Raw genomic sequence first — 18,760 nt, 5'->3', positions numbered from 1 at the left:
ACGGGCGACCGCGCCGGCCACGGCCGGCGCGGTTCGGTGCAGGCGTGCACACGGCAAGACGCCACCGCCGCGTCGTGGTGGCTGTCGCGCGGGGGGATGCAGGATACGGCGGGCTGGCGGCGCGGCCCGCGTCCGCCGGGCACTCAGAGAAGGCGGTAGCGGCGCAGCACGCGGCGCAGCGACTGGGTGTGGTGCGCGGTGTCCGCGTGCAGGCCGGCGCTGCGCGCGCCCTGCACGTTGCGGAACAGGTGATCGACGAACAGGGTGCGGGCCGGTACGCCGTCGAGCCGTGCGGTCGCGGCCAGGTAGATCCGCGGGTCGGGCTTGCGCACGCCCAGCGTGGCGCTGCACAGCACCTCGATGCCGGGCAGCAGCGCGGTGATCGCGGCCTCGCTCAGCGGGCCGTTGTTGGTCAGCACGGCGACGCGGACCGCCGGGCGCAGCTGCCGCAGCAGGGCGAGCGTGTCGCGGCGCAGGGCACTGGCCGCGGTACGTGCGGCGAACCAGTCGGCGGCGGACAGGCGGCTGCCGAGGCGTGTGTTCAACGCCTGCAGCAATGCCTCGCCATCCAGGTCGCCGCGCGCGTGCGCCCGTTCCAGGTGCTCGCCGCGCAGCGCCGCGTCGACCATGGCCGGCGCGCAGCCGGCCTGCGCCGCCAGGTACTGGAGGTGGCGGGAATGGTCGTAGTCGGCCAGCAGGCCGTCGAAATCGAGCAGCAGCGTCTGGATCATGCAGGCAGCCTTCTGCAGGAGCGCACTTCGGCGCGCGATGCCGTTTTCATGCACGCAGCGCGGGTGCCGGGCCTTGCCCGGCACGGGGGCTGTGTGCGGAAGGCCGATGCGGGGCAGGCCCCGCATCTACCCGGGCCTCAGGCGGCGACCACCTTGAACGCTTCGCGCGCGGCGGCCAGGGTGGCGTCGATCACCGCGTCGTCGTGCGCGCTGGACAGGAACCCGGCCTCGTAGGCCGACGGCGCCAGGAACACGCCGCGCTCCAGCATCGCGTGGAAGAAGCGGTTGAACGCGGCGATGTCGCAGGCGGTGGCCTGGGCGTAGGTCTCCACCTTCTGGTCGGTGAAGAACAGCCCGAACATCGCGCCGACGCAGGTGGTGGTGACGGCGACGCCAGCCTCGCGCGCGGCCGCCTCCAGGCCCTCGCACAGGCGCGCGGTGCGTGCGGCCAGGTCGGCGTGGAAGCCGGGCGCCTGGATCAGCTCCAGCATCGCCAGGCCGGCGGCCATCGCCACCGGGTTGCCACTCAGCGTGCCAGCCTGGTAGATCGGGCCGGCCGGGGCGATCTGCTGCATCAGGTCGCGGCGGCCGCCGTAGGCGCCCACCGGCATGCCACCGCCGATGATCTTGCCGAAGGTGGTCAGGTCCGGGGTGATGCCGTAGTGCGCCTGTGCGCCGCCCAGCGCCACGCGGAAGCCGGTCATCACTTCGTCGAAGATCAGCAGCGCGCCATGCCGGGTGCACAGCTCGCGCAGGTGCTGCAGGTAGCCGTCGCGCGGCGGGATGCAGTTGGCGTTGCCGACCACCGGTTCGATGATCAGCCCGGCAATCTCGCTACCCTGCGCCTCGAACAGCGCGGTGGCGGCTTCGAAATCGTTGTAGGGCAGGGTGAGGGTCAGCTCGCTGAGCCCGGCCGGCACGCCCGGCGAGGTCGGCACGCCCAGGGTCAGCATGCCGCTGCCGGCCTTGACCAGGAACGAGTCGCCATGGCCGTGGTAGCAGCCTTCGAACTTGACGATCCTGCTGCGGCCGGTGGCACCGCGCGCCAGGCGGATCGCCGACAGCGTCGCCTCGGTGCCGGAGTTGACCATGCGCACCATCTCGCACGACGGCACCAGGCGGGTGATGGTTTCGGCCATGGTCACCTCGGCCGGGCAGGGCGCGCCGAACGACAGACCATTGCCGATGGCCCGCTGCACCGCCTCGCGCACCGCCGGGTGGTTGTGGCCGACGATCATCGGGCCCCACGAGCCGACGTAGTCGATGTAGCGGTTGCCGTCCACGTCATGCAGGTAGGCGCCGTCGGCATGCTGCACGAAGAACGGTTCGCCGCCGACCGACTTGAACGCGCGCACCGGCGAGTTGACGCCGCCGGGCAGCAGCTGCTGCGCGCGGGTGAACAGGGCGTGGGACTGGTCGTGGTTCAGGGACATGGCAGGCACGGGAGTGACGAAAGAATGCGCCCATTGTCCGCTTTCGCGCCGGGCGCTGCCACGCGCCGCCGCCGCCATGACCAATGGCCCGCAGGGGCGCGGCGGGCGCATGCAAGAATGCGCCACGATCCGTCCCCAAGGGAGAGCCATGAAGTTCGACATGACGTTCAAGGCCGGTGCGCTGTCGGCCGCGCTGCTGCTGGCTGTCGCCACCACCGCCCAGGCCGGCACCGGCCCGGCGAAGATCTCCGAACGCGCGCGCGCCATCCAGGCCCGGGCGATCAACCTGGACACCCATCTGGACACGCCGGCGCTGTTCTCGCGGCCCGGCTGGAGGATCACCGACCGCCACGACTTCCAGGACGATGGTTCGCAGGTCGATTACCCGCGCATGGTCGAAGGCGGGCTCGATGGCGGCTTCTGGGTGGTGTTCACCAGCCAGGGCGAGCGCGATGCCGGGGGCAACCTGAAGGCGCGCGACGCCGGGCTCAGGCGCCTGTCCGAGATCCGCGAGATGGTCGCGGCCAACCCGGACAAGTTCGAGCTGGCCACCACTGCCGACGATGCGGCGCGGATCAAGGCCGCCGGCAGGAAGTCGGTCTACATCAGCATGGAGAACGCCTACCCGCTGGAGGCCGATCCCAGCCTGCTCAGCTTCTACTACAAGCAGGGCCTGCGGATGATTTCGCTGGCGCACATCAGCCACAACGACTTCGCCGATTCGGCCGGCATGGGCGTGGCCCCGGAGGGCGAGCACGGCGGCCTCAGCGAGAAGGGCAAGGCGCTGATCGCGCAGGCCAACCGGCTGGGCATCATTATCGACCAGTCGCACGCGTCCAACACGGTGTTCGACCAGATGCTGGCGCTGAGCAAGGCGCCGATCATCCTCTCCCACAGTGGCGCCTACGACGTGTTCGCGCATTCGCGCAACATCGACGACGCGCGCATCCGCGCGCTGGCGAAGAAGGGCGGCGTGATCCAGGTGAACTCGCTGGGCGGTTACCTGGTCGACACCGGCGCCACCCCGGAATACCGCGCCGAGCGGCGCAAGCTCTACGACGCGTTCGGCGACCGCGCCGACCTGGGCGCGGCCGAGCGCGCGCAGCTCAAGGCGCAGCTGGCCGCGCTGGACGCGAAGTACAACATCCGCAAGGCCGATTTCGACGATTACATGCGCCACCTGCTGCACATCATCAAGGTGGCCGGCTGGGAGCACGTCGGCCTGGGCGCGGACTGGGACGGCGGCGGTGGCGTGGACGGTTACGAGGACATCGCCGCACTGCCCAAGGTGGTGCAGGCGCTGCTCGACGCCGGCTACGACGAGCGCCAGATCAGCGCCATCCTCGGCGGCAACACCGTGCGCCTGATCCGCCAGGTGCAGGCCCTGGCCGACCCGGCGGCGGTCAAGGCGGCGCTGGAGTAAGCGCGCCGTTCAAGCCCCGCTCCCCACGGGAAGGGGGGGCGGGCCGGGGGCATGCGCCGCCGCCGCGGCGCTTCCGTCGCCGCTGCCCGGGTTTGCCGGGGGCTGCTGCCTGCGGCGATCCCCCGCAGCACGCCGCCGTGCAGCCGCACAGCCCCGTCGAACCGACAAGCCCGCCGCGCGGGGAAGCAGGGCAGGGGCGCGCGACCCAACCCGCGGCGCCCGGCGTCGCCGCCCGCCACAGGCTCCCGTGGTCGTGTGCGCCCGGCGCCCCGGCTGGCCTTGGGCCGGCGCTGTGGGGGCCTGGCCGCGTAGCTGGGCCTTGCGGAGGATGTCGTCCGTTGCAGGGTCCCGTGGTCGTGCGCGTCCGGCGCCCCAGCGTGACCCTGGGCCGGCGCTGCGGAGGCCTGGCCGCGTAGCCGGGCCTTGCGGGGGACGTCGTCCGTTACAGGTTCCCGTGGTCGTGCGCGCCCGGCGCCCCCAGCGTGACCCTGGGCCGGCGCTGCGGAAGCCTGGCCGCGTAGCGGGGCTTTGCGGGGGCATCGTCCGGTACAGGTTCCCGTGGTCGTGTGCGCCCGGCGCCCCGGCGTAGCCCCGGGCCGGCGCTGCGCGAGGCCGGGCCTTGCAGATGCGTTGTCCGCCTGGTGGCAAGGCCGAAGCCGCGCCCCGCCGCTGCTCAGGCGGTGGCGAAGCAGGCCTGGTAGCCGCGCAGCGCGGCCACCGGGTCGTCGGCGGTGAACACGCTGCTGATGACCGCCAGCAGGTCGGCGCCGGCCGCGACCAGCGGCGCCGCGTTGTCCGCGGCCAGGCCGCCGATCGCCACCCGCGGCACGCCCAGCGCCGCGGCCTCGTGCAGCAGCCGCGGATGCGCGCGCCGGGTGGTGGCCTTGCTGCGGCTGGGAAAGAACGCACCAAACGCCACGTAGCTGGCGCCGGCGGCCACGGCCCGCTGCGCCAGCGCCAGCTGGTCGTAGCAGGACGCGCCGATGATGGCACCGGGGCCGAGCAGCGTGCGCGCGGCGGCGATGTCGCCGTCGTCCTCGCCCAGATGCACGCCGGCCGCGCCGACGGCGGCGGCCAGGGCGGCATCGTCGTTGATGATCAGCGGCACGCTGCTGGCCGCGCACAGCGCCTGCAGCGCCCGCGCCTGCTCATGCCGGGTGCCGGCGTCGGCGCTCTTGTTGCGGTACTGCAGCCAGGTGGCGCCGGCGGCGAGCAGCGGCTGCACGCGTTCGAGCAGGCGCGCGGTGTCGGCCTCGTCGGGGGTGATCAGATAGACGCCGCGGGCGGCACGGATGGGCTGGGACATGGATGGCTACCTGTACGGCGGCGGGAATGGGACAATCTGCGACCGCCCTCGTGTTGCCGTGATTATCCGATGTCCGACGCTTCCGCCTCCACCTTGCGCACCTGGATGTGCGTCGTCTGCGGTTTCATCTACAACGAAGCCGAAGGCCTGCCCGAAGAGGGCATCGCCGCGGGCACGCGCTGGGAAGACGTGCCTGAGACCTGGACCTGCCCGGATTGCGGCACCACCAAGGACGATTTCGAGATGGTGGTGCTGGACTGAGTCCAGCCGGCGCCGGGATGCCGTAGGTGCGGGGCTTGCCCCGCATGCGCGTTCCCGGTGAAGCCGCATGCGCGGCAAGCCCCGCATCCACAGGTCAATGCAGCGCGGGTCAGGGCCCGCATCACAGGTCGAGGCAGCGTGCGGGCAGCGCCCGCGTGCGAAGGTCAGTGCAGCTGCGGCCGTTCGCCGCCGAGGTCGATCAGCTGTTCGCGCACCTGCGCCGCGTCGGCGGCATCGGGTTCGCGCCGCAGGTACAGCGACAGGTCCGCGCGCGCGCCGGCCCGGTGGTCCAGGCGCAGGTAGGCCAGGCCGCGGTCGCGCAGCGCCTCGCTCTGTTCCGGGGCCAGTTTCAGGATACGGTCCGCGCTGCGCGCGGCGCGGTCCCATTCCTCGCGCTCGGCGTACACGCCATACAGGTTGCGCAGCATGCGCATCAGGATCGCGCGTGCCGGCGCCGGGTCCAGGATCTGCGCCAGCACCTGGTCATCGGGGGCCTCCCCGCCCAGGTTGTTGCGCGCGCGCTCGCGCAGTTCGTCCACGCCCAGCGGGCGGCCGCCGTTGAACGGGTCCATCACCAGCACGCCTTCCTCCACCGGCAGCCGCACCAGGAAATGGCCGGGAAAGGAAATGCCCTCCAGCGGCAGGCCGAGCCGGCGGCAGACTTCCATCTGCACCAGCGCCAGCGAGATCGGGTTGCCGAGCCGGCGCGTGACCACCTCGTTGAGATAGCTGTTGCGCGGGTCGTAGTAGGCGTCGTGGTTGCCGCTGTAGCCCAGTTCGTTGAACAGGTGGTGGTTGATCGCCGCCACTTTCAGCGGCCATTCGGCGATGGCCGCCACTTCCACCCGCAGGTGGTCGGCATGCGCCTGCAGCAGGCGGTCGTAGCGGCCCGGGTCCAGCTGCGGGTATTCATCGCGCGCGATCAGCAGCGCGGTCGGCAGCAGCGGCAATGCGTCGTCGGCCAGGTCGGCCAGCGCATCCCACTGCGGCAGGGTCAGGCGGGTATCGGACATGCCCCAAGACTGGCGGCAAAGCGTGGCCGGTTCAAGGCACCCGGCCGAACGGCGCGTTCAAGGCACCCGGCCGAACGGCGCGATCAACCCGACGCGCCGCGCGCGCTCACTTGCCGCTGGGGATGCCGGGCCCGAGCACCAGTTCGGTGCCGTCCTCCAGTTTCAGCCGCGCGGCCTGGCCGGCATTGAGTTCCAGCACATAGCGCGCCGGCTTGAAGCTGGGGTACGGCGGGCAGGCGTCGCCGGCCGAGCACGGCGGTACGTCGCGCTGCTGGCTGACCAGCCGGCGGGCGTCGTCGAAGTAGAGGATGTCCAGCGGGATGTGGGTGTTCTTCATCCAGTACGCCTGCGGTTCCACGCGGTCATGGATGAACAGCATGCCGCGGTCCGCGTCCATGTGGTCGCGGAACATCAGCCCGCGCGCGCGGCTGGCGTCGTCCTGCGCCAGCTCCACGTGGTAGCGCGTGCCGCCCAGTTCCACCCAGTGCCCGCCGGCGCTGGCGCAACCGCCCAGCAACAGCAAGACGGACAGGCAGGCGGCATGGCGCGGCAGGGACATGGCGTGATCCACGAAGCGAAAGGAGGCGCTGCGCACCTTCACGGATGCGTGGCGTGGCGTCAAGCGCCGCCGCGGGGCGGCTGCGGCGCGGGCGATGGCGGGGCGAAGGCGGCATGCACCGCGGAAAACAGGCTGTGCACCTCATGCCGCAGGCACGTGCGCATGGCCGCGCAGGGCTGCACGAACAGCTGGCACGACAGCGCCAGCGCCACCGCGTCCAGCCCCAGCGGATCGTCGCGGTTGCGGCCCAGGTGGAAGAAGCGGTCATACAGGTTGAAGCGGCTTTCCAGCAGGTGCCCGTACCAGGCGTCCAGCGCGTGGCTGATGTCCACGCCGGCGGCCTGCCGCGGCGGTGCCCAGTGCGGCGGCAGGTAAAGCGGCGGCACCGGTGCCGGCGCCGCGCCCGAATGCGCATAGGCGCGGCAGGCCAGCCAGAAGCGGAACAGGCACAGTTCGGCGATGGCTTCCGATGGCGCCGGGTGCCGCCGCAGCACGCCGGCGTAGCGGCCGCGGTAGTCCACGTCCAGGTAGTGGCGGATGAAGTGCTCCGGTGCCGCACCGGCGGCGGGGGCGCTGTGCATGGTGCTTCTCCTTGGCAGGGGGCGGGCGCCGCACGGGCGTCGCGCATGGGTCCATGGCCAATGAAAGCAATTAGTTAATTAAAATGAAAGTAACAGGTGATCCCGTCGCAGGCGTGGTCCGTAACGTTTCCGGCCATGAGCGACGAACGCTTCGAATTTTCCCGCCGCTTGGGGCAGGCGATGAGCGCGGCTGGGTACGAACCGCGGCCGGCGATCCTCTTCCGCCTGTTCAACGCGCGCTACACCGGGCGTTCGGTGAGTTTCCAGAGTGCGTCGCGCTGGCTGTCCGGCCGCTCCATCCCCGAGCAGGACAAGCTGCAGGTGCTGGCCGACCTGTTCGGGGTGTCGCCGCAGACCCTGCGCTTCGGCGAGCCGGCGCGGGTCGCCGAGGCCCGTGGCGAATGGCATGCGGTGGGCGCGCGCGAGCGCGCGGTGATCGATACCTTCCTCGGCCTGCCGGCGCGGCAGCGCGAACTGGTCGGCGAGCTGGTGGCGGTGCTGGCGCAGAACGGCCGGCGTCCGGCACGCTGACGCCGTCGCCGGGCCCGCGCCCGGCTGGACACATTTGCCGCGTGCATGCGTCAGGGAAGCATCCCAACCGGAGATGCGCGCATGGCCCGTTCCCGTTCCCCCGCCCCCGTCCTGGTGCCGCTGCTGCTGCTGGTGGCCGGCGCCGCACGGGCCGATACCGGCTGCCCGCCGCTGCCGGGCCTGGATTACTGCGCCGCCGGTGCGCATGGCTGGGTCTACGGCCCCGACGCGGCGCAGGTGCGCCTGCTCGGCGATGACCTGGCCGCCAGCGCCGCGGCGTTCGAGCGCCTGTTCGCGCGTGCGCCGCTGCGCCTGGCGGTGCTGCTGGACGCGCCGGAGGGCATCGCTGCCGATGCGCGCGCGCGGCTGGCCGCCGCGGGCGCCGTGCAGGTGCTCGACTGGCCCGGCATGCAGGCCTTCCAGGCCGCCCGCGAGGCCAGCCAGCCGGCCGACGATCCGGCCCGCCGGCTGCTGGCCGCCAACCCGGCCATCGGCCAGGCGATCTGGCGCAACCTGACCCGCCACGAACTGGGCCACGTGCGCTTCAACCTGACCTACTGGCCGGACCTGGGCCGGACCGCCGGGCATGGCCACGCGCGCAGCCCGGACTGGCTCAACGAGGCGGCGGCGATGGTGCTGGAGGCCGACGACCTGGCGGCGCATCGGCGGCGCCTGCTGCACGGCATGGGCACCGATCCGGCGCAGCCGCTGCCGGCGCTGGCCGATTTCCTGGCCATGGCCAATCCGGCGCGCCCGCGGGACCAGGCCGCGCCGGCCGCCAAGGGCGTCAGCCTGGTCTATCGCAGCCCGGCCGAGGCCGGCGACGCGGCGGCCGGCGCGCGCTACTACGCGCTGGTCCAGGGCTGGGCCGATTTCCTGGTGCAGGCCACCGCGGCCACCCGCGCCGGCGTGCTCGGCAGCATCAGCGCGCGGATCGCCGCCGGCGGCAGTTTCGAGGACTGGCTGGCCGACACCGGCCCGGGCTTCGGGTTGCCGGCCACGCTGCCCGCGCTCGACCGCCAGTGGCAGGCCTGGCTGCAGGCCGCGCCGCGCTGAGGCACGGCCGCGGCCAGCGCCGCCTGCCCGCGCTTACAGCACCTGCGGCGGCTGCCCGCCGACGATGACCACGTCGGCCGGGCGGCGCGCGAACAGGCCGACGGTGACCACGCCCGGGATCTGGTTGAGCTGCTGCTCCAGCTTCACCGGGTCGGTGATGGACAGGTTGTGCACGTCCAGGATCAGGTTGCCGTTGTCGGTGACCACGCCGTCGCGCCATACCGGCTGGCCGCCGGTCAGGGCCAGGATCTCGCGCGCCACCAGGCTGCGCGCCATCGGGATCACTTCCACCGGCAGCGGGAACCGGCCCAGCACCGGTACCTGCTTGCTCGGGTCGATGATGCACACGAACTGCTTGCTGGCCTCGGCGATGATCTTCTCGCGGGTCAGCGCGGCGCCGCCGCCCTTGATCAGGTGCTTGTGCGGATCGCATTCGTCGGCGCCATCCACGTACAGCGACAGGCCGCCGGTGTGGTTCAGGTCCAGCACCTCGATGCCGTGGCCGCGGAGCTGGGCGGTGCTCTGCTCGGAGCTGGAGACGGCGCCTTCGATCTGGTCCTTGATGCGCGCCAGCGCGTCGATGAAGTAGGCGACCGTGGAGCCGGTGCCGACCCCGACGATCATTCCCTTCTGCACGTACTCGATGGCTTTTTCGGCGGCCAGGCGCTTGGCTTCGGACATGGTGGACTCGATGGCGTTGGAGGAGAGGGAACAGGCGCGGCGGCGGATCCGGCGCTGCCCGGCAGCGCCCGTGGCGGCCGCGGCGGCGGGATCAGGCCTGCGGCTTGTTTTCCAGCGACAGCAGCAGCTTCCACTGCGCGCCGGTGACCGGGAACACCGACAGGCGGTTGCCCTTGGCGGTCAGCGGGAAGCCTTCGCCGAGCGCGTCGGCGTGGCGCTTGATCTGGTCCAGCGCGATCACCTGCGCCAGCTTGCGTTCGAAAGCCACGTCCACCAGGTACCAGCGCGGCTGTTCGCGGCTGGCCTTGGGGTCGTAGTAGTCGGAGCGCGGATCGAACTGGGTGTCGTCCGGGTAGGCGTCGCTGGCCACCGTGGCGATGCCGACGATGCCCGGCACCTTGGTGTTGGAGTGGTAGAACAGGATGCCGTCGCCGACCTTCATGCCGTCGCGCATGAAATTGCGCGCCTGGTAGTTGCGCACGCCGTTCCACGGTTCGGTGCCCACGCGCTGCAGGTCGTCGATGGAAAAGGCGTCCGGTTCGGACTTCATCAGCCAATAGCGCTTGCGGGCGGTCATGCGGGCAACGGTTCCGGGTAGAGAATGGCTTGCTCGGTGCAGATGGCGTCCACCGCCACGTCCCAGTCCGCGGCCGGCAGCAGCGGGACCTGCTGGGCGGCGAAGCCGGCGCCGACCAGCCAGGGCGGTGCGCTGCGCTGCTGGCGGAAAGCGAAGCTGCGATCATACCAGCCGCCGCCCATGCCCAGCCGCCGGCCGCGTGCGTCGAAGCCGACCAGCGGCGCCACCACCAGGGCCATGTCCTGCGCCGGCAGCGCGCGCGCCGGATCGATGTCCGGTTCCGGGATGCCGTAGCGGTTGGCGCGCAGCGGCTGCCCGGGGCGCCACGGCGCGAAGCGCAGCAGCGTGCCGTGCAGCACCGGCAGGCAGTAGGTCTGGTGCGCGGGCAACTGCAGCTGCCAGCGGTACAGGGCGATCTCGCCATCCATCGCCCAGTACCCGGCCACCGGGCCGTCGACATCGGCGAAGGGCAGGGCCAGCAGGTGTGCGGCCAGCGCATCGGCGGCCGCGATGTGCTCGGCGGCGGGGATGTCGCGGCGGCGCTGGCGCAGTTGTCGGCGCAGGGCCTGGCGGTCGTCGGCAGTCATCGGCGGCGTGGGTCGGGGCCTGGCGGCATTATCGGCCGGTCTGCCGGCCGGTGCACGGACCTGCAAAGAAGAACGGCGCCTTGCGGCGCCGTTCCGGAATAATTGCATTCTCCGCCATGACGATGCATGCGAAACGACCTTGAACCCGGGGTTCAAGTGGGGACGCTGGGGAACCATCGGGCTTCCCGCTGCAAGGCGGACCTGCACACCCGGTGCCGTCGCGCCCCCGTGGTCGTCATTAAGGGACAAGGCGAATGTTTGCACACGCCGTCGTTCACGGCAGAGAACGCGACGCCAGTATAGCCGTGTTGCAGGCGGATGGCAGCGGTTGCGCGCGGCAAAAAATGAACCGCCCGTCGGATGAATGCGACGGCCTCAACGGCCTTCGTCGATCGCGCTGTCCAGGCGCCGGTTGAGGTCGTTCATCGCGTGCTGGAAGCGCTGCTGCTGCTGCGCCAGTTCATCGCGCATCAGGTGCAGTTCATGGGCCAGGTTGAGCGCGGCCAGTACCGCCACCCGGTCCACCGCGGCCATGCGGTTGTTGCCGCGGATCTCACGCATGCGCGCGTCGAGCATGCGCGCGGCGGCGGTGAGGCTGTCGCGCTCGGCCGGCTCCACGCCGACGGTGTACTCGCGATCGAGGATGCGGACGCTGACCGGCTCGTTCTGGCTCACGTGTGCTGCTCCAGCGACTTGAGGCGGGTGATCATCGCTTCCACCCGCGAGCGGGCCTGCTCGTTCTTGGCCAGCAGCTGCGCGCGCTCGGCCAACAGCTGCTCCTGCTGCTGGCGCAGGCTGCGGTTCTCGTCGGCCAGGCGCTGGTTGCGCTCGAACAGCAGTTCGAGGCGGGCGGCCAGGGCCTGCAGCTGGGCGGCGGGGTCGAAGGAATCCATGCCCGGCACGATAGGCATGCGCCTCGGCGGTGGTCAAGATGGCCGATGCCCTGCCGTTGCTACACTGTGCGGCCGCTGCCGCGCCGCGCGCGGCGGCCTTTCCCGCTTTCCGCAGACCCAGGTGACATGACCGATCTTCCCGCCGTCAACGACATCCTCCAGGCCAGCCAGGCGCTGGACCTCGGGGCCACCCCGGCCGAACTCCACGGTGGACTGTGCGGCTGGCTGGCCGCCGGCGGCGCCGACCTGCAGGCGTGGCCGGCCACGGTGCTGGCCGACGACAACCTGCCCACGCCGGAGCCGGGCAGCGTGCTCGACCGCCTGCGCGAAGCGGTGGTGGCGCAGCTGGAAGACCGCGATTTCGCCTTCGAGCTGGTGCTGGCCGCGCCGGCGGCGTCGCTGCAGGCGCGCACCGACGCGCTGTTCGACTGGTGCCGTGCGTTCCTCGGCGGATTCGGCCTGGCGTCCGGCAAGCGTCCGGCGCTGAGCGAGGAGGGCGAGGAGGCGCTGCAGGACCTGGCGCGGCTGGCGCAGGCCTCCAGCGAGGAATTCGACAGCGCCGACGAGGACGAGGACGCGCTGGCCGAGATCGAGGAATTCGTGCGCGTGGCGGTGCTGCTGCTGCACGGCGACTGCGTGATGGGCGCGCGCCACCGCCAGCGCCTGAACTGAGGCGGCCATGCACACGCTGACCGGCATCGCTGCCGCCGAGTATGCGCACCGCCGCCGCCAGCTGATGGAAGCGGCCGGTGACGACGCCATCCTGGTGTTGCCGGCCGCGCCCGAGCGGGTGCGCAGCAACGACACCCATTACCCGTACCGGCAGGATTCGGACTTCTGGTACCTGTGCGGCTTCCCGGAGCCGGAAGCGGTGCTGGTGCTGATCCCCGGCCGCCGCCACGGCGAGACGATCCTGTTCTGCCGCGAGCGCGATCCCGAGCGCGAGGCCTGGGACGGCCCGCGCGAAGGCCAGGAAGGCGCGGTGGCGCGCTATGGCATGGACGACGCCTACCCGATCGAAGACCTGGACGACATCCTGCCGGGCCTGCTGGAAGGGCGTTCGCGGGTCTATTACCACTTCGGTCGCGACGCCGATTTCGACCTCAAGCTGATCGGCTGGGTGAACCGGGTGCGGTCGCAGGTGCGGCATGGCGCGCAGCCGCCGCACGAATTCCTGGAGCTGGGCCACCTGCTGCATGAGCAGCGGCTGTTCAAGTCGCCGGCCGAGATCGCTTTGATGCAGCACGCCGCCGACATCAGCGTGCGGGCGCACCGCACGGCGATGCGGATCGCGCGCGCCGGCATCGCCGAGTACGAACTGCAGGCCGAGCTGGAACGCGAGTTCCGCCGCCACGATGCCTGCCCGGCCTACAACAGCATCGTCGGCGCCGGCGCCAATGCCTGCGTGCTGCATTACCGCGCCAACAATGGCGGCAGCGGCGACGGCGACCTGGTGCTGGTCGATGCCGGCGCCGAATACCGCGGCTACGCCAGCGACATCACCCGCACCTTCCCGGTCAGCGGCCGCTTCAGCCGCGAACAGCGCGCGCTGCACGACCTGGTACTGGCGGCGCAGGCCGCGGCGCTGGAACAGGCGCAGCCGGGCATTGCCTACGAGGAAGGCCACCTGGCCGCGGTCGAGGTGCTCACCGAGGGCCTGCTGCGGCTCGGGCTGCTCAAGGGCGACCTGGAGGAGAACCTGATCGAGGGCCACTACAAGCGCTTCTACCGGCACAAGACCGGGCACTGGCTGGGCCTGGACGTGCACGACGTGGGCGATTACAAGCTCGCCGGCGAATCGCGGCTGCTGGAGGCCGGCATGGTGTTCACCATCGAGCCGGGGCTGTACGTGTCGCCGGACGACACCAGCGTGGCGCCGCGCTGGCGCGGCATCGGCATCCGCATCGAGGACGATGTGCTGATCACCGCCGAGGGCCACCGCGTGCTGACCGGCGCGCTGGAACGCAGCGCGGACCAGATCGAGGCATTCATGGCCGGGCGCTGAGGCGCCCACGCTTGGGTGTTGCCGCGCACGGCGCGGGAAGGGAGACGCAAACGCGCAGTGGCGATGCCAGCGCCGTGGCTTTTTCTGCCGTTGTCGTTGTCGTTGCGGTTGCCGTTACCCGTGCTTGCGCTGCCGTACTCGTGCATCGTGCTTTTCCTTGCCCGGGAGCAGGCCGGGCACCGCGGCGGAACGCGCGGCGCAGAGGCGCGCGTGTCCGGGCGGGGCGGGTTGCGCGTGGCCGTCGCTGTCGCCGGGAGCGCGGGCATGCCGTTTGGCGGATCGCCTCCGTGGTGCTGTCTTCGGGTTGCTTCTCGGTGCGCGCGCAAGGATGAAGCGGCCCGCTGCCGCGGAGCAGGAGTGACCGCCTTTGATCTCGGCGTCCGCCCTTGCCCAGGGCAGCAAGGCCCAGGGCAACGGCAGCGGTGTCCGCGCGCCTTCCCGCAGCGGCCTGCGTTTCCCCGTACGTGCAAGCAGAAGGCACGCCGCAGACATGCCTTCCAGAAGCTCCCATGGCGGGTCGGGCGGGCCCTGCCATCGCGCACTTCGCCCGCGTGCCCGCGTGGTCAAGTCCGCCGCCGGGATCCTGCGGCACGACCTTCCGGTCGCATCGAAAACGGCAGGCGTCGCGCCCGTCGCACCGGCAGGATCCCTGCCGGCGGCCGCGGCGCTGCCGGCGGGCCGGCCAGTCCCCCGCCGGGGCGCCAGCGCGGAAGCCGGCGGTACCGTGGGCGCGCCGGCGGCCAGGGCGCGCGCGGATCAAACCCCCGGCCGCGTTGCGCGGCCGGGCCCGCTCATGCATGCGCGCGGCGGCGGATGCGGTCAGTCCTGCGCGGCGAATACCGGACGGGTCAGGTTGTCGGCCTCGCCGTCGGTGCACAGCACCTCGTCCTCGATGCGGATGCCGCCGTAGGGACGGAAGAAGTCGACCCGCGCCCAGTTCACGCTGGCGGCGTTGCCGGCCTTCTTCACTTCGTCCAGCAGCATGTCGATGAAGTACACGCCCGGTTCGATGGTGACCACCATGCCCGGCTCCAGCACCCGGGTCATGCGCAGGTAGGGGTGGCCGGCCGGGCGCTCGATGCGGCCGCCGCGGTCGCTGGCGGCGAAACCGGCCACGTCGTGTACCTGCGCACCGATCAGGTGGCCGATGCCGTGCGGGAAGAACGCCGCGCTGACGCCGCTGGCCAGCGCCGCTTCCGGCGACACGGTGATCACGCCGAAGTCCTTGAGGATGCCCATCAGTGCCAGGTGCGCATCGACGTGCAGCTGCTTGTAGTCGAAGCCGCTGCGCACCGCCGCGCACATGCCCCGCTGCGCGGCGTCGACCGCGTCGATCAGCGCCTGGAACTCGTCATGGCCGGCGGCGGCATGGGTGCGGGTGATGTCGCTGGCGTAGCCGCACGCCGACGCACCGGCGTCGATCAGGAAGCTGCGCGCCGGCTGCGGCGCGGCGTGACCGAGATCGGTGTAGTGCAACACCGCCGCATGCTCGTTGAGCGCGATGATGTTGCCGTAGGGCAGTTCGTTGCAGTCCTGGCCCACGGCGCTGCAGTAGGCCATGTGGATGGCGAACTCGCTGGCACCGGCATGGAACGCGGCCGCGGCGGCGCGGTGGCCGCGCACCGCATGCACCTGCGCCTGGCGCATCAGCGCGATCTCGTACGGCGTCTTGAACGCGCGGTGGTAGTCCAGGTAGTCGATGACCGGCTGCGGGTTGTTGGGCGCGAAACCACCCAGCGTGCTCTGCGCTTCGCCGAGAATCGCGCAGCGCGCCGGATCCTTGGGCAGCAGCGCCAGCGCCTGTTCCGGGGTGCGGATGACGTGGATGTCGAAATGCTCGACCCACCAGCCATCGGGCGCGGCCGGCACCGCGTGCCAGTAATCGTGCGGCTGGTGGTAGACCAGCTGCGGGCGGCGGCCGGGGGTGTGGATCAGCCAGCTGTCGGGCACGCGGGTCAGCGGCAGCCAGGCCTTGAACTGCGGGTTGACCGCATACGGATAGTCGCGGTCGTCGAAGGCCTGGTAATGCAGGCGGCCGCTGGGCGCGACCAGGTGATCGAAGCCGCCACGGGCCAGCGCTTCGTCGGCGCGGCGGACGAGGACATCCAGGTGGTCGGCGTACAGGCGGCCGGGATCGGGCAGGTTCATGGACAGGCTCGCGGCAGGGCGGGAATCGAACCGGAATTGTGCCGCAATCGGCGCCGCGCCGCTGTGCCGGTTCCGTCGCTCAGGATGCCGGAAGGCTGGATTCGATCCACTGCCGCAGGCGTTCGCGGTGGCCTTTTTCCAGGGTCAGGAAGCGGAAGCCGGCCCAGAAGTGGCCCGGCGCCTGTGCCGCTTCGCGCCACAGCAGGTGCACGCCGACGTCGATCGGTGCCTCGCCGCCGCGACCGTCGGGCACCGGGAAACGCAGCTGGTAGAGCGCATCCTCGTTGAGCGGTTCGGAGGCGATCAGCAGCATGCCGGTTTCGGACACGTTGCCGAGCCGGCCGATCACGCCGGCGGTCATGGTGTCGGTGACCGGCACCAGCGCAGGCACCTGCAGGCGCGGGGCGCGCCGGGTATCGGGGATCATGCGGACTCCGGTGCGGCGCTGCCGCCGGCAAGCGCGCGCAGGGCGCGCAGGGTGGCCTGCCAGGCGCGGTCGATCAGCCGGCCGCGGTCCTCGGTGACCACGCGCAGCTGGTCGCGTGCCATCAGCCGCGCCAGCGCATCGAGCGAATGTTCGGCCATCTTCTGCCCGCGCTGGTTCACGAACAGCGCGTTGTCGGTGACCAGGCTGTACCAGGACAGGCGCAGGCGGCGGGCGTCGCCCTGCTGGTTGATGGTGAACTCGAACCAGGTGCCGAACGGCAGCGTGCGCAATTGCCGGTAGAAGCCTTCCTCGGCCGGGGTGCGTTCGGCAGGCGGCGGTGCCTGCGGGTCCGCGCCGTTGCTGCTGTCGCCGCCGAGCCGGGCGCGGGCCTTGAGCCGCGCGGCCAGTTCGGTGCGCGAGGTGATTTCATCCTCGCCGCCGGGCGTGGACAGGCGGCGGGCGATGGCCCCGGCCTCATCCTCGTGGTAACCGACCTGCAGCAGCGATTCCTCGATCTGCCCGCACAGCGCCGGATCGGCCGCGCCGTCGGCGCTGGCGGTGATCCGGCCGATGCGCGCCGTCGCTTCCTGGCGCTGGCGCCATTCGTCCGAGTCCTCGCCCTGGCGCAGCAGGGTCAGGGTCAGCACGTCGCTCCAGGCCTCGTGCAGCAGGGTCTGCACGAACCTGGGCGGGTTGGCCGCGCGGCACAGCTGGCCGATGGTGCGGCCAGCCAGCTGCTTGGCCGCTTCCAGCCGTTCCTTGCCGCGCGCGGCCTCGATCTGCCGGCGTTCGGTGACCTCGGCCTTGCGTACCGCCGCCTGCAGGTGCGACTGCACCTGGCGGTTGGCGGCGGCGAACACGGACTCGTCGCCCTGGTACTCGGCGACGACCCGGTCCACCGCTTCGCCGAGCTTCTGCAGCAGCGCCGGGTCGCCGTCGTCGTCTCCCAGCCATACCGCGCCCGACTCGGCCACGGTGTTGAGCAGTTCGCGCGCCGGGTGCTGGTCGCGGATGAAGAACGCCTCGTCGCCGACGGCGGCACGCGCCAGCGGCACCTGCAGGCGATTGAGCAGGTCGGTGGCCGGGCCATTGCTGCGTACTTCGCGCTGGATCTGCCCGTAGAGCATGCCCAGCAGGTCGAGCGTGTTGCTGTCGCGGGACGACAGCGTGGCGCTTTCGCCGTGTTCGGCGCGCACCTGCGACAGCAGCGCCTTCTGGATGTCGCCGAAACTGCGGCGCGCGCCGGGGGCCGCGCCCTGTGGCTGCAGCCGCGCGAGCACGTCCATCACCGCCTCGCTGGGCACCGCGCGCGCCGGCGCGGCGGCCGGGTGTGCCGGCGGCGCCATGCCCGCCAGGTCGGCCAGTGCAACGCCCGGCGCGGGCGTGGCGGAACGCAGTTGGCCACCCAGGGCGGCCAACTGCGGAAGGAGGTCGGGGGGAATGGCCATGCCACCGCCGCCGCTGCCCGCACCCGCACTGGCACCCGCACCCGCACCCGCACCCGCACCCGCACCCGCACCCGCAGCGCCGCCGCTGCCGGCCTGCAGCTGCTGCGCCAGCAGCTGGCGCGCGGCATCGAGCAGCTCGTGCAGCGAGGCCATGCTGGCCGCCGTCGTAGTCGTGGTCGTGGTCGTGTTCGGCGTGGCGGGGGCCGGCCCCGGCGCGGCGGCCGCGGGCATGGACATGGCGCCCATCGCGGCCTCCGCCCATGACGCCGCCGGCGCCTGTCCCTGCCATTGGGTCAGTGGCCGCGGCGCCGCCGCGGACGGGCTCTCGCGCGTGGCCGCGGCGGGCCCGCCGGCGGTGCGGCGCTGGCCTGCCGGCCGTGGCAGGTAGGGGATGTACACCAGCCCAGGCAGCACGCCTTCGCGCGCCAGCAGCATGTTCAGGCGGTCCAGCAGCTCGACGTGCCGCTCCATCGCCTGCCGTTCGAACACATGGTAGAGCTGCCGCTGCGCTTCCAGGTTCAGGCCCAGCCGCTCGCCGCAGGCGCGCAGTATCCGGCACAGCGCATATGGCCCCACCGGCAGGCTCTCGGCATCGAACGCCGGTTGCGCGGCGAGCACGCCGAAGCGCTGCCCGAGCAGCTGCAGGTGCGATTGCGCGCGGTAGCTCTCGCGCCGCGCCATCTCGTGCAGCACGATGTCGCGGTCGATGTCGGTATCGGTGACCAGGCTCATCGCCGGTATCGCCGGTGCGGGTGTCGACGCCGGGGCGTTGCCTGCCGTGGACGGCCGGCGCAGCCGCGCCAGGTCCTCGGCCAGTGCGTCCAGGAACCAGCCCGGGAACTCGGCGGCCTGCGCGCCCAGCTGGCGGATCTGCGCATAGACATCGGCCTGGACCTGGCTGTTGCGCGCCTTCTCGGCGAGGCCGAACAGTTCGCGCTCCAACTGCACCATGGTCAGCTGCAGCGGCGAGGCCAGCACCTGGGCGGCAATGCCGTGGACGGCCTGGAGCAGCTGGCGGACGCGTTCGGGGGCCGGCGCGCCGGCAAGCCGCGCCGCCGCCTGGCTGGAAAAGGGTGCTGTGGTGCCTGACATCCGCTGTA

The 18,760-nt window shown here is 71.9% G+C and carries 20 protein-coding genes and 1 other RNA gene; 6 read left to right on the top strand and 15 right to left on the bottom strand.

Annotated elements, in window-relative coordinates:
* Positions 1-143: 143 nt before the first annotated feature.
* Positions 144-731: an HAD-IA family hydrolase gene (locus tag MKP15_RS07520; protein WP_240212279.1), complete on the bottom strand. Its 588-nt coding sequence runs from the start codon at positions 729-731 to the stop codon at positions 144-146.
* 137 nt (positions 732-868) lie between these two features.
* Entirely contained in the window at positions 869-2,158 is a 1,290-nt protein-coding gene (hemL, locus tag MKP15_RS07515) for a glutamate-1-semialdehyde 2,1-aminomutase (protein ID WP_240212313.1), read from the bottom strand.
* Positions 2,159-2,324: 166 nt separating this feature from the next.
* On the opposite strand from hemL, the gene MKP15_RS07510 reads away from it, so the two are divergent.
* Entirely contained in the window at positions 2,325-3,587 is a 1,263-nt protein-coding gene (locus tag MKP15_RS07510) for a membrane dipeptidase (RefSeq protein WP_345778724.1), read from the top strand.
* 673 nt (positions 3,588-4,260) lie between these two features.
* Here MKP15_RS07510 and thiE read toward each other — a convergent pair.
* Complete coding sequence (thiE, locus tag MKP15_RS07505) at positions 4,261-4,893, bottom strand: thiamine phosphate synthase (RefSeq protein WP_240212277.1); 633 nt, start codon at positions 4,891-4,893, stop codon at positions 4,261-4,263.
* A gap of 69 nt (positions 4,894-4,962) precedes the next feature.
* Between thiE and MKP15_RS07500 the strand changes: the two genes are divergently transcribed.
* Entirely contained in the window at positions 4,963-5,154 is a 192-nt protein-coding gene (locus MKP15_RS07500; protein ID WP_104939489.1) for a rubredoxin, read from the top strand.
* Positions 5,155-5,318: 164 nt separating this feature from the next.
* Here the strand turns inward: MKP15_RS07500 and MKP15_RS07495 are convergent, their stop codons facing one another.
* The 3 genes from MKP15_RS07495 to MKP15_RS07485 form a co-directional block, all read right to left on the bottom strand.
* Entirely contained in the window at positions 5,319-6,167 is an 849-nt protein-coding gene (locus MKP15_RS07495) for a SirB1 family protein (RefSeq protein WP_161614988.1), read from the bottom strand.
* 106 nt (positions 6,168-6,273) lie between these two features.
* Positions 6,274-6,726 carry a DUF192 domain-containing protein gene (locus MKP15_RS07490; protein ID WP_240212276.1) on the bottom strand — a complete coding sequence of 151 codons (453 nt, stop codon included), beginning with the start codon at positions 6,724-6,726 and terminating at the stop codon, positions 6,274-6,276.
* A gap of 59 nt (positions 6,727-6,785) precedes the next feature.
* Positions 6,786-7,307: a hypothetical protein gene (locus MKP15_RS07485; protein ID WP_104939486.1), complete on the bottom strand. Its 522-nt coding sequence runs from the start codon at positions 7,305-7,307 to the stop codon at positions 6,786-6,788.
* Positions 7,308-7,442: 135 nt separating this feature from the next.
* Here MKP15_RS07485 and MKP15_RS07480 point away from each other — a divergent pair, with 135 nt between their 5' ends.
* Positions 7,443-7,838 carry a helix-turn-helix domain-containing protein gene (locus MKP15_RS07480; RefSeq protein WP_161614986.1) on the top strand — a complete coding sequence of 132 codons (396 nt, stop codon included), beginning with the start codon at positions 7,443-7,445 and terminating at the stop codon, positions 7,836-7,838.
* An 81-nt stretch (positions 7,839-7,919) separates the two neighbouring features.
* Complete coding sequence (locus tag MKP15_RS07475; protein ID WP_240212275.1) at positions 7,920-8,894, top strand: hypothetical protein; 975 nt, start codon at positions 7,920-7,922, stop codon at positions 8,892-8,894.
* 33 nt (positions 8,895-8,927) lie between these two features.
* Here MKP15_RS07475 and rpiA read toward each other — a convergent pair whose 3' ends face one another.
* The 6 genes from rpiA to MKP15_RS07445 all read right to left on the bottom strand — a co-directional run bounded on the left by rpiA (position 8,928) and on the right by MKP15_RS07445 (position 11,632).
* Positions 8,928-9,575 (bottom strand): ribose-5-phosphate isomerase RpiA, encoded by a 648-nt coding sequence (gene rpiA, locus MKP15_RS07470; RefSeq protein ID WP_104939483.1) that lies wholly within the window; start codon positions 9,573-9,575, stop codon positions 8,928-8,930.
* A 91-nt stretch (positions 9,576-9,666) separates the two neighbouring features.
* Positions 9,667-10,152 (bottom strand): EVE domain-containing protein, encoded by a 486-nt coding sequence (locus MKP15_RS07465; protein WP_104939482.1) that lies wholly within the window; start codon positions 10,150-10,152, stop codon positions 9,667-9,669.
* The gene (locus tag MKP15_RS07460; RefSeq protein ID WP_104939481.1) at positions 10,149-10,739 is read right to left on the bottom strand and encodes a 5-formyltetrahydrofolate cyclo-ligase; all 591 of its coding nucleotides are present in this window, start codon (positions 10,737-10,739) and stop codon (positions 10,149-10,151) included. The genes MKP15_RS07465 and MKP15_RS07460 overlap by 4 nt, the downstream gene beginning before the upstream one ends.
* 104 nt (positions 10,740-10,843) lie before the next feature.
* Positions 10,844-11,028: non-coding RNA, 6S RNA (gene ssrS / locus MKP15_RS07455), on the bottom strand.
* A gap of 86 nt (positions 11,029-11,114) precedes the next feature.
* Entirely contained in the window at positions 11,115-11,414 is a 300-nt protein-coding gene (locus tag MKP15_RS07450) for a cell division protein ZapA (protein ID WP_161614984.1), read from the bottom strand.
* Positions 11,411-11,632 (bottom strand): TIGR02449 family protein, encoded by a 222-nt coding sequence (locus MKP15_RS07445; RefSeq protein ID WP_240212312.1) that lies wholly within the window; start codon positions 11,630-11,632, stop codon positions 11,411-11,413. The genes MKP15_RS07450 and MKP15_RS07445 overlap by 4 nt, the downstream gene beginning before the upstream one ends.
* 126 nt (positions 11,633-11,758) lie before the next feature.
* Between MKP15_RS07445 and MKP15_RS07440 the strand changes: the two genes are divergently transcribed.
* Both MKP15_RS07440 and MKP15_RS07435 read left to right on the top strand, forming a co-directional pair.
* Entirely contained in the window at positions 11,759-12,304 is a 546-nt protein-coding gene (locus MKP15_RS07440; protein WP_161614983.1) for a YecA family protein, read from the top strand.
* Between the two features lie 7 nt (positions 12,305-12,311).
* Positions 12,312-13,637 carry an aminopeptidase P N-terminal domain-containing protein gene (locus tag MKP15_RS07435; RefSeq protein WP_240212274.1) on the top strand — a complete coding sequence of 442 codons (1,326 nt, stop codon included), beginning with the start codon at positions 12,312-12,314 and terminating at the stop codon, positions 13,635-13,637.
* Positions 13,638-14,456: 819 nt separating this feature from the next.
* Here the strand turns inward: MKP15_RS07435 and pepQ are convergent.
* The 3 genes from pepQ to MKP15_RS07420 form a co-directional block, all read right to left on the bottom strand.
* Complete coding sequence (pepQ, locus tag MKP15_RS07430) at positions 14,457-15,785, bottom strand: Xaa-Pro dipeptidase (RefSeq protein WP_240212273.1); 1,329 nt, start codon at positions 15,783-15,785, stop codon at positions 14,457-14,459.
* Positions 15,786-15,864: 79 nt separating this feature from the next.
* The gene (locus MKP15_RS07425; protein ID WP_104939477.1) at positions 15,865-16,212 is read right to left on the bottom strand and encodes a PilZ domain-containing protein; all 348 of its coding nucleotides are present in this window, start codon (positions 16,210-16,212) and stop codon (positions 15,865-15,867) included.
* Positions 16,209-18,752: a DUF1631 domain-containing protein gene (locus MKP15_RS07420; RefSeq protein WP_240212272.1), complete on the bottom strand. Its 2,544-nt coding sequence runs from the start codon at positions 18,750-18,752 to the stop codon at positions 16,209-16,211. The genes MKP15_RS07425 and MKP15_RS07420 overlap by 4 nt, the downstream gene beginning before the upstream one ends.
* Positions 18,753-18,760 lie beyond the last annotated feature (8 nt).

This window comes from Stenotrophomonas sp. Y6 (assembly GCF_022436665.1).
GTDB lineage: Bacteria > Pseudomonadota > Gammaproteobacteria > Xanthomonadales > Xanthomonadaceae > Stenotrophomonas > Stenotrophomonas acidaminiphila_A.
The sequence above is the reverse complement of the archived record's forward strand: the minus strand, read 5'-3'. Positions and strand labels throughout refer to the sequence as shown.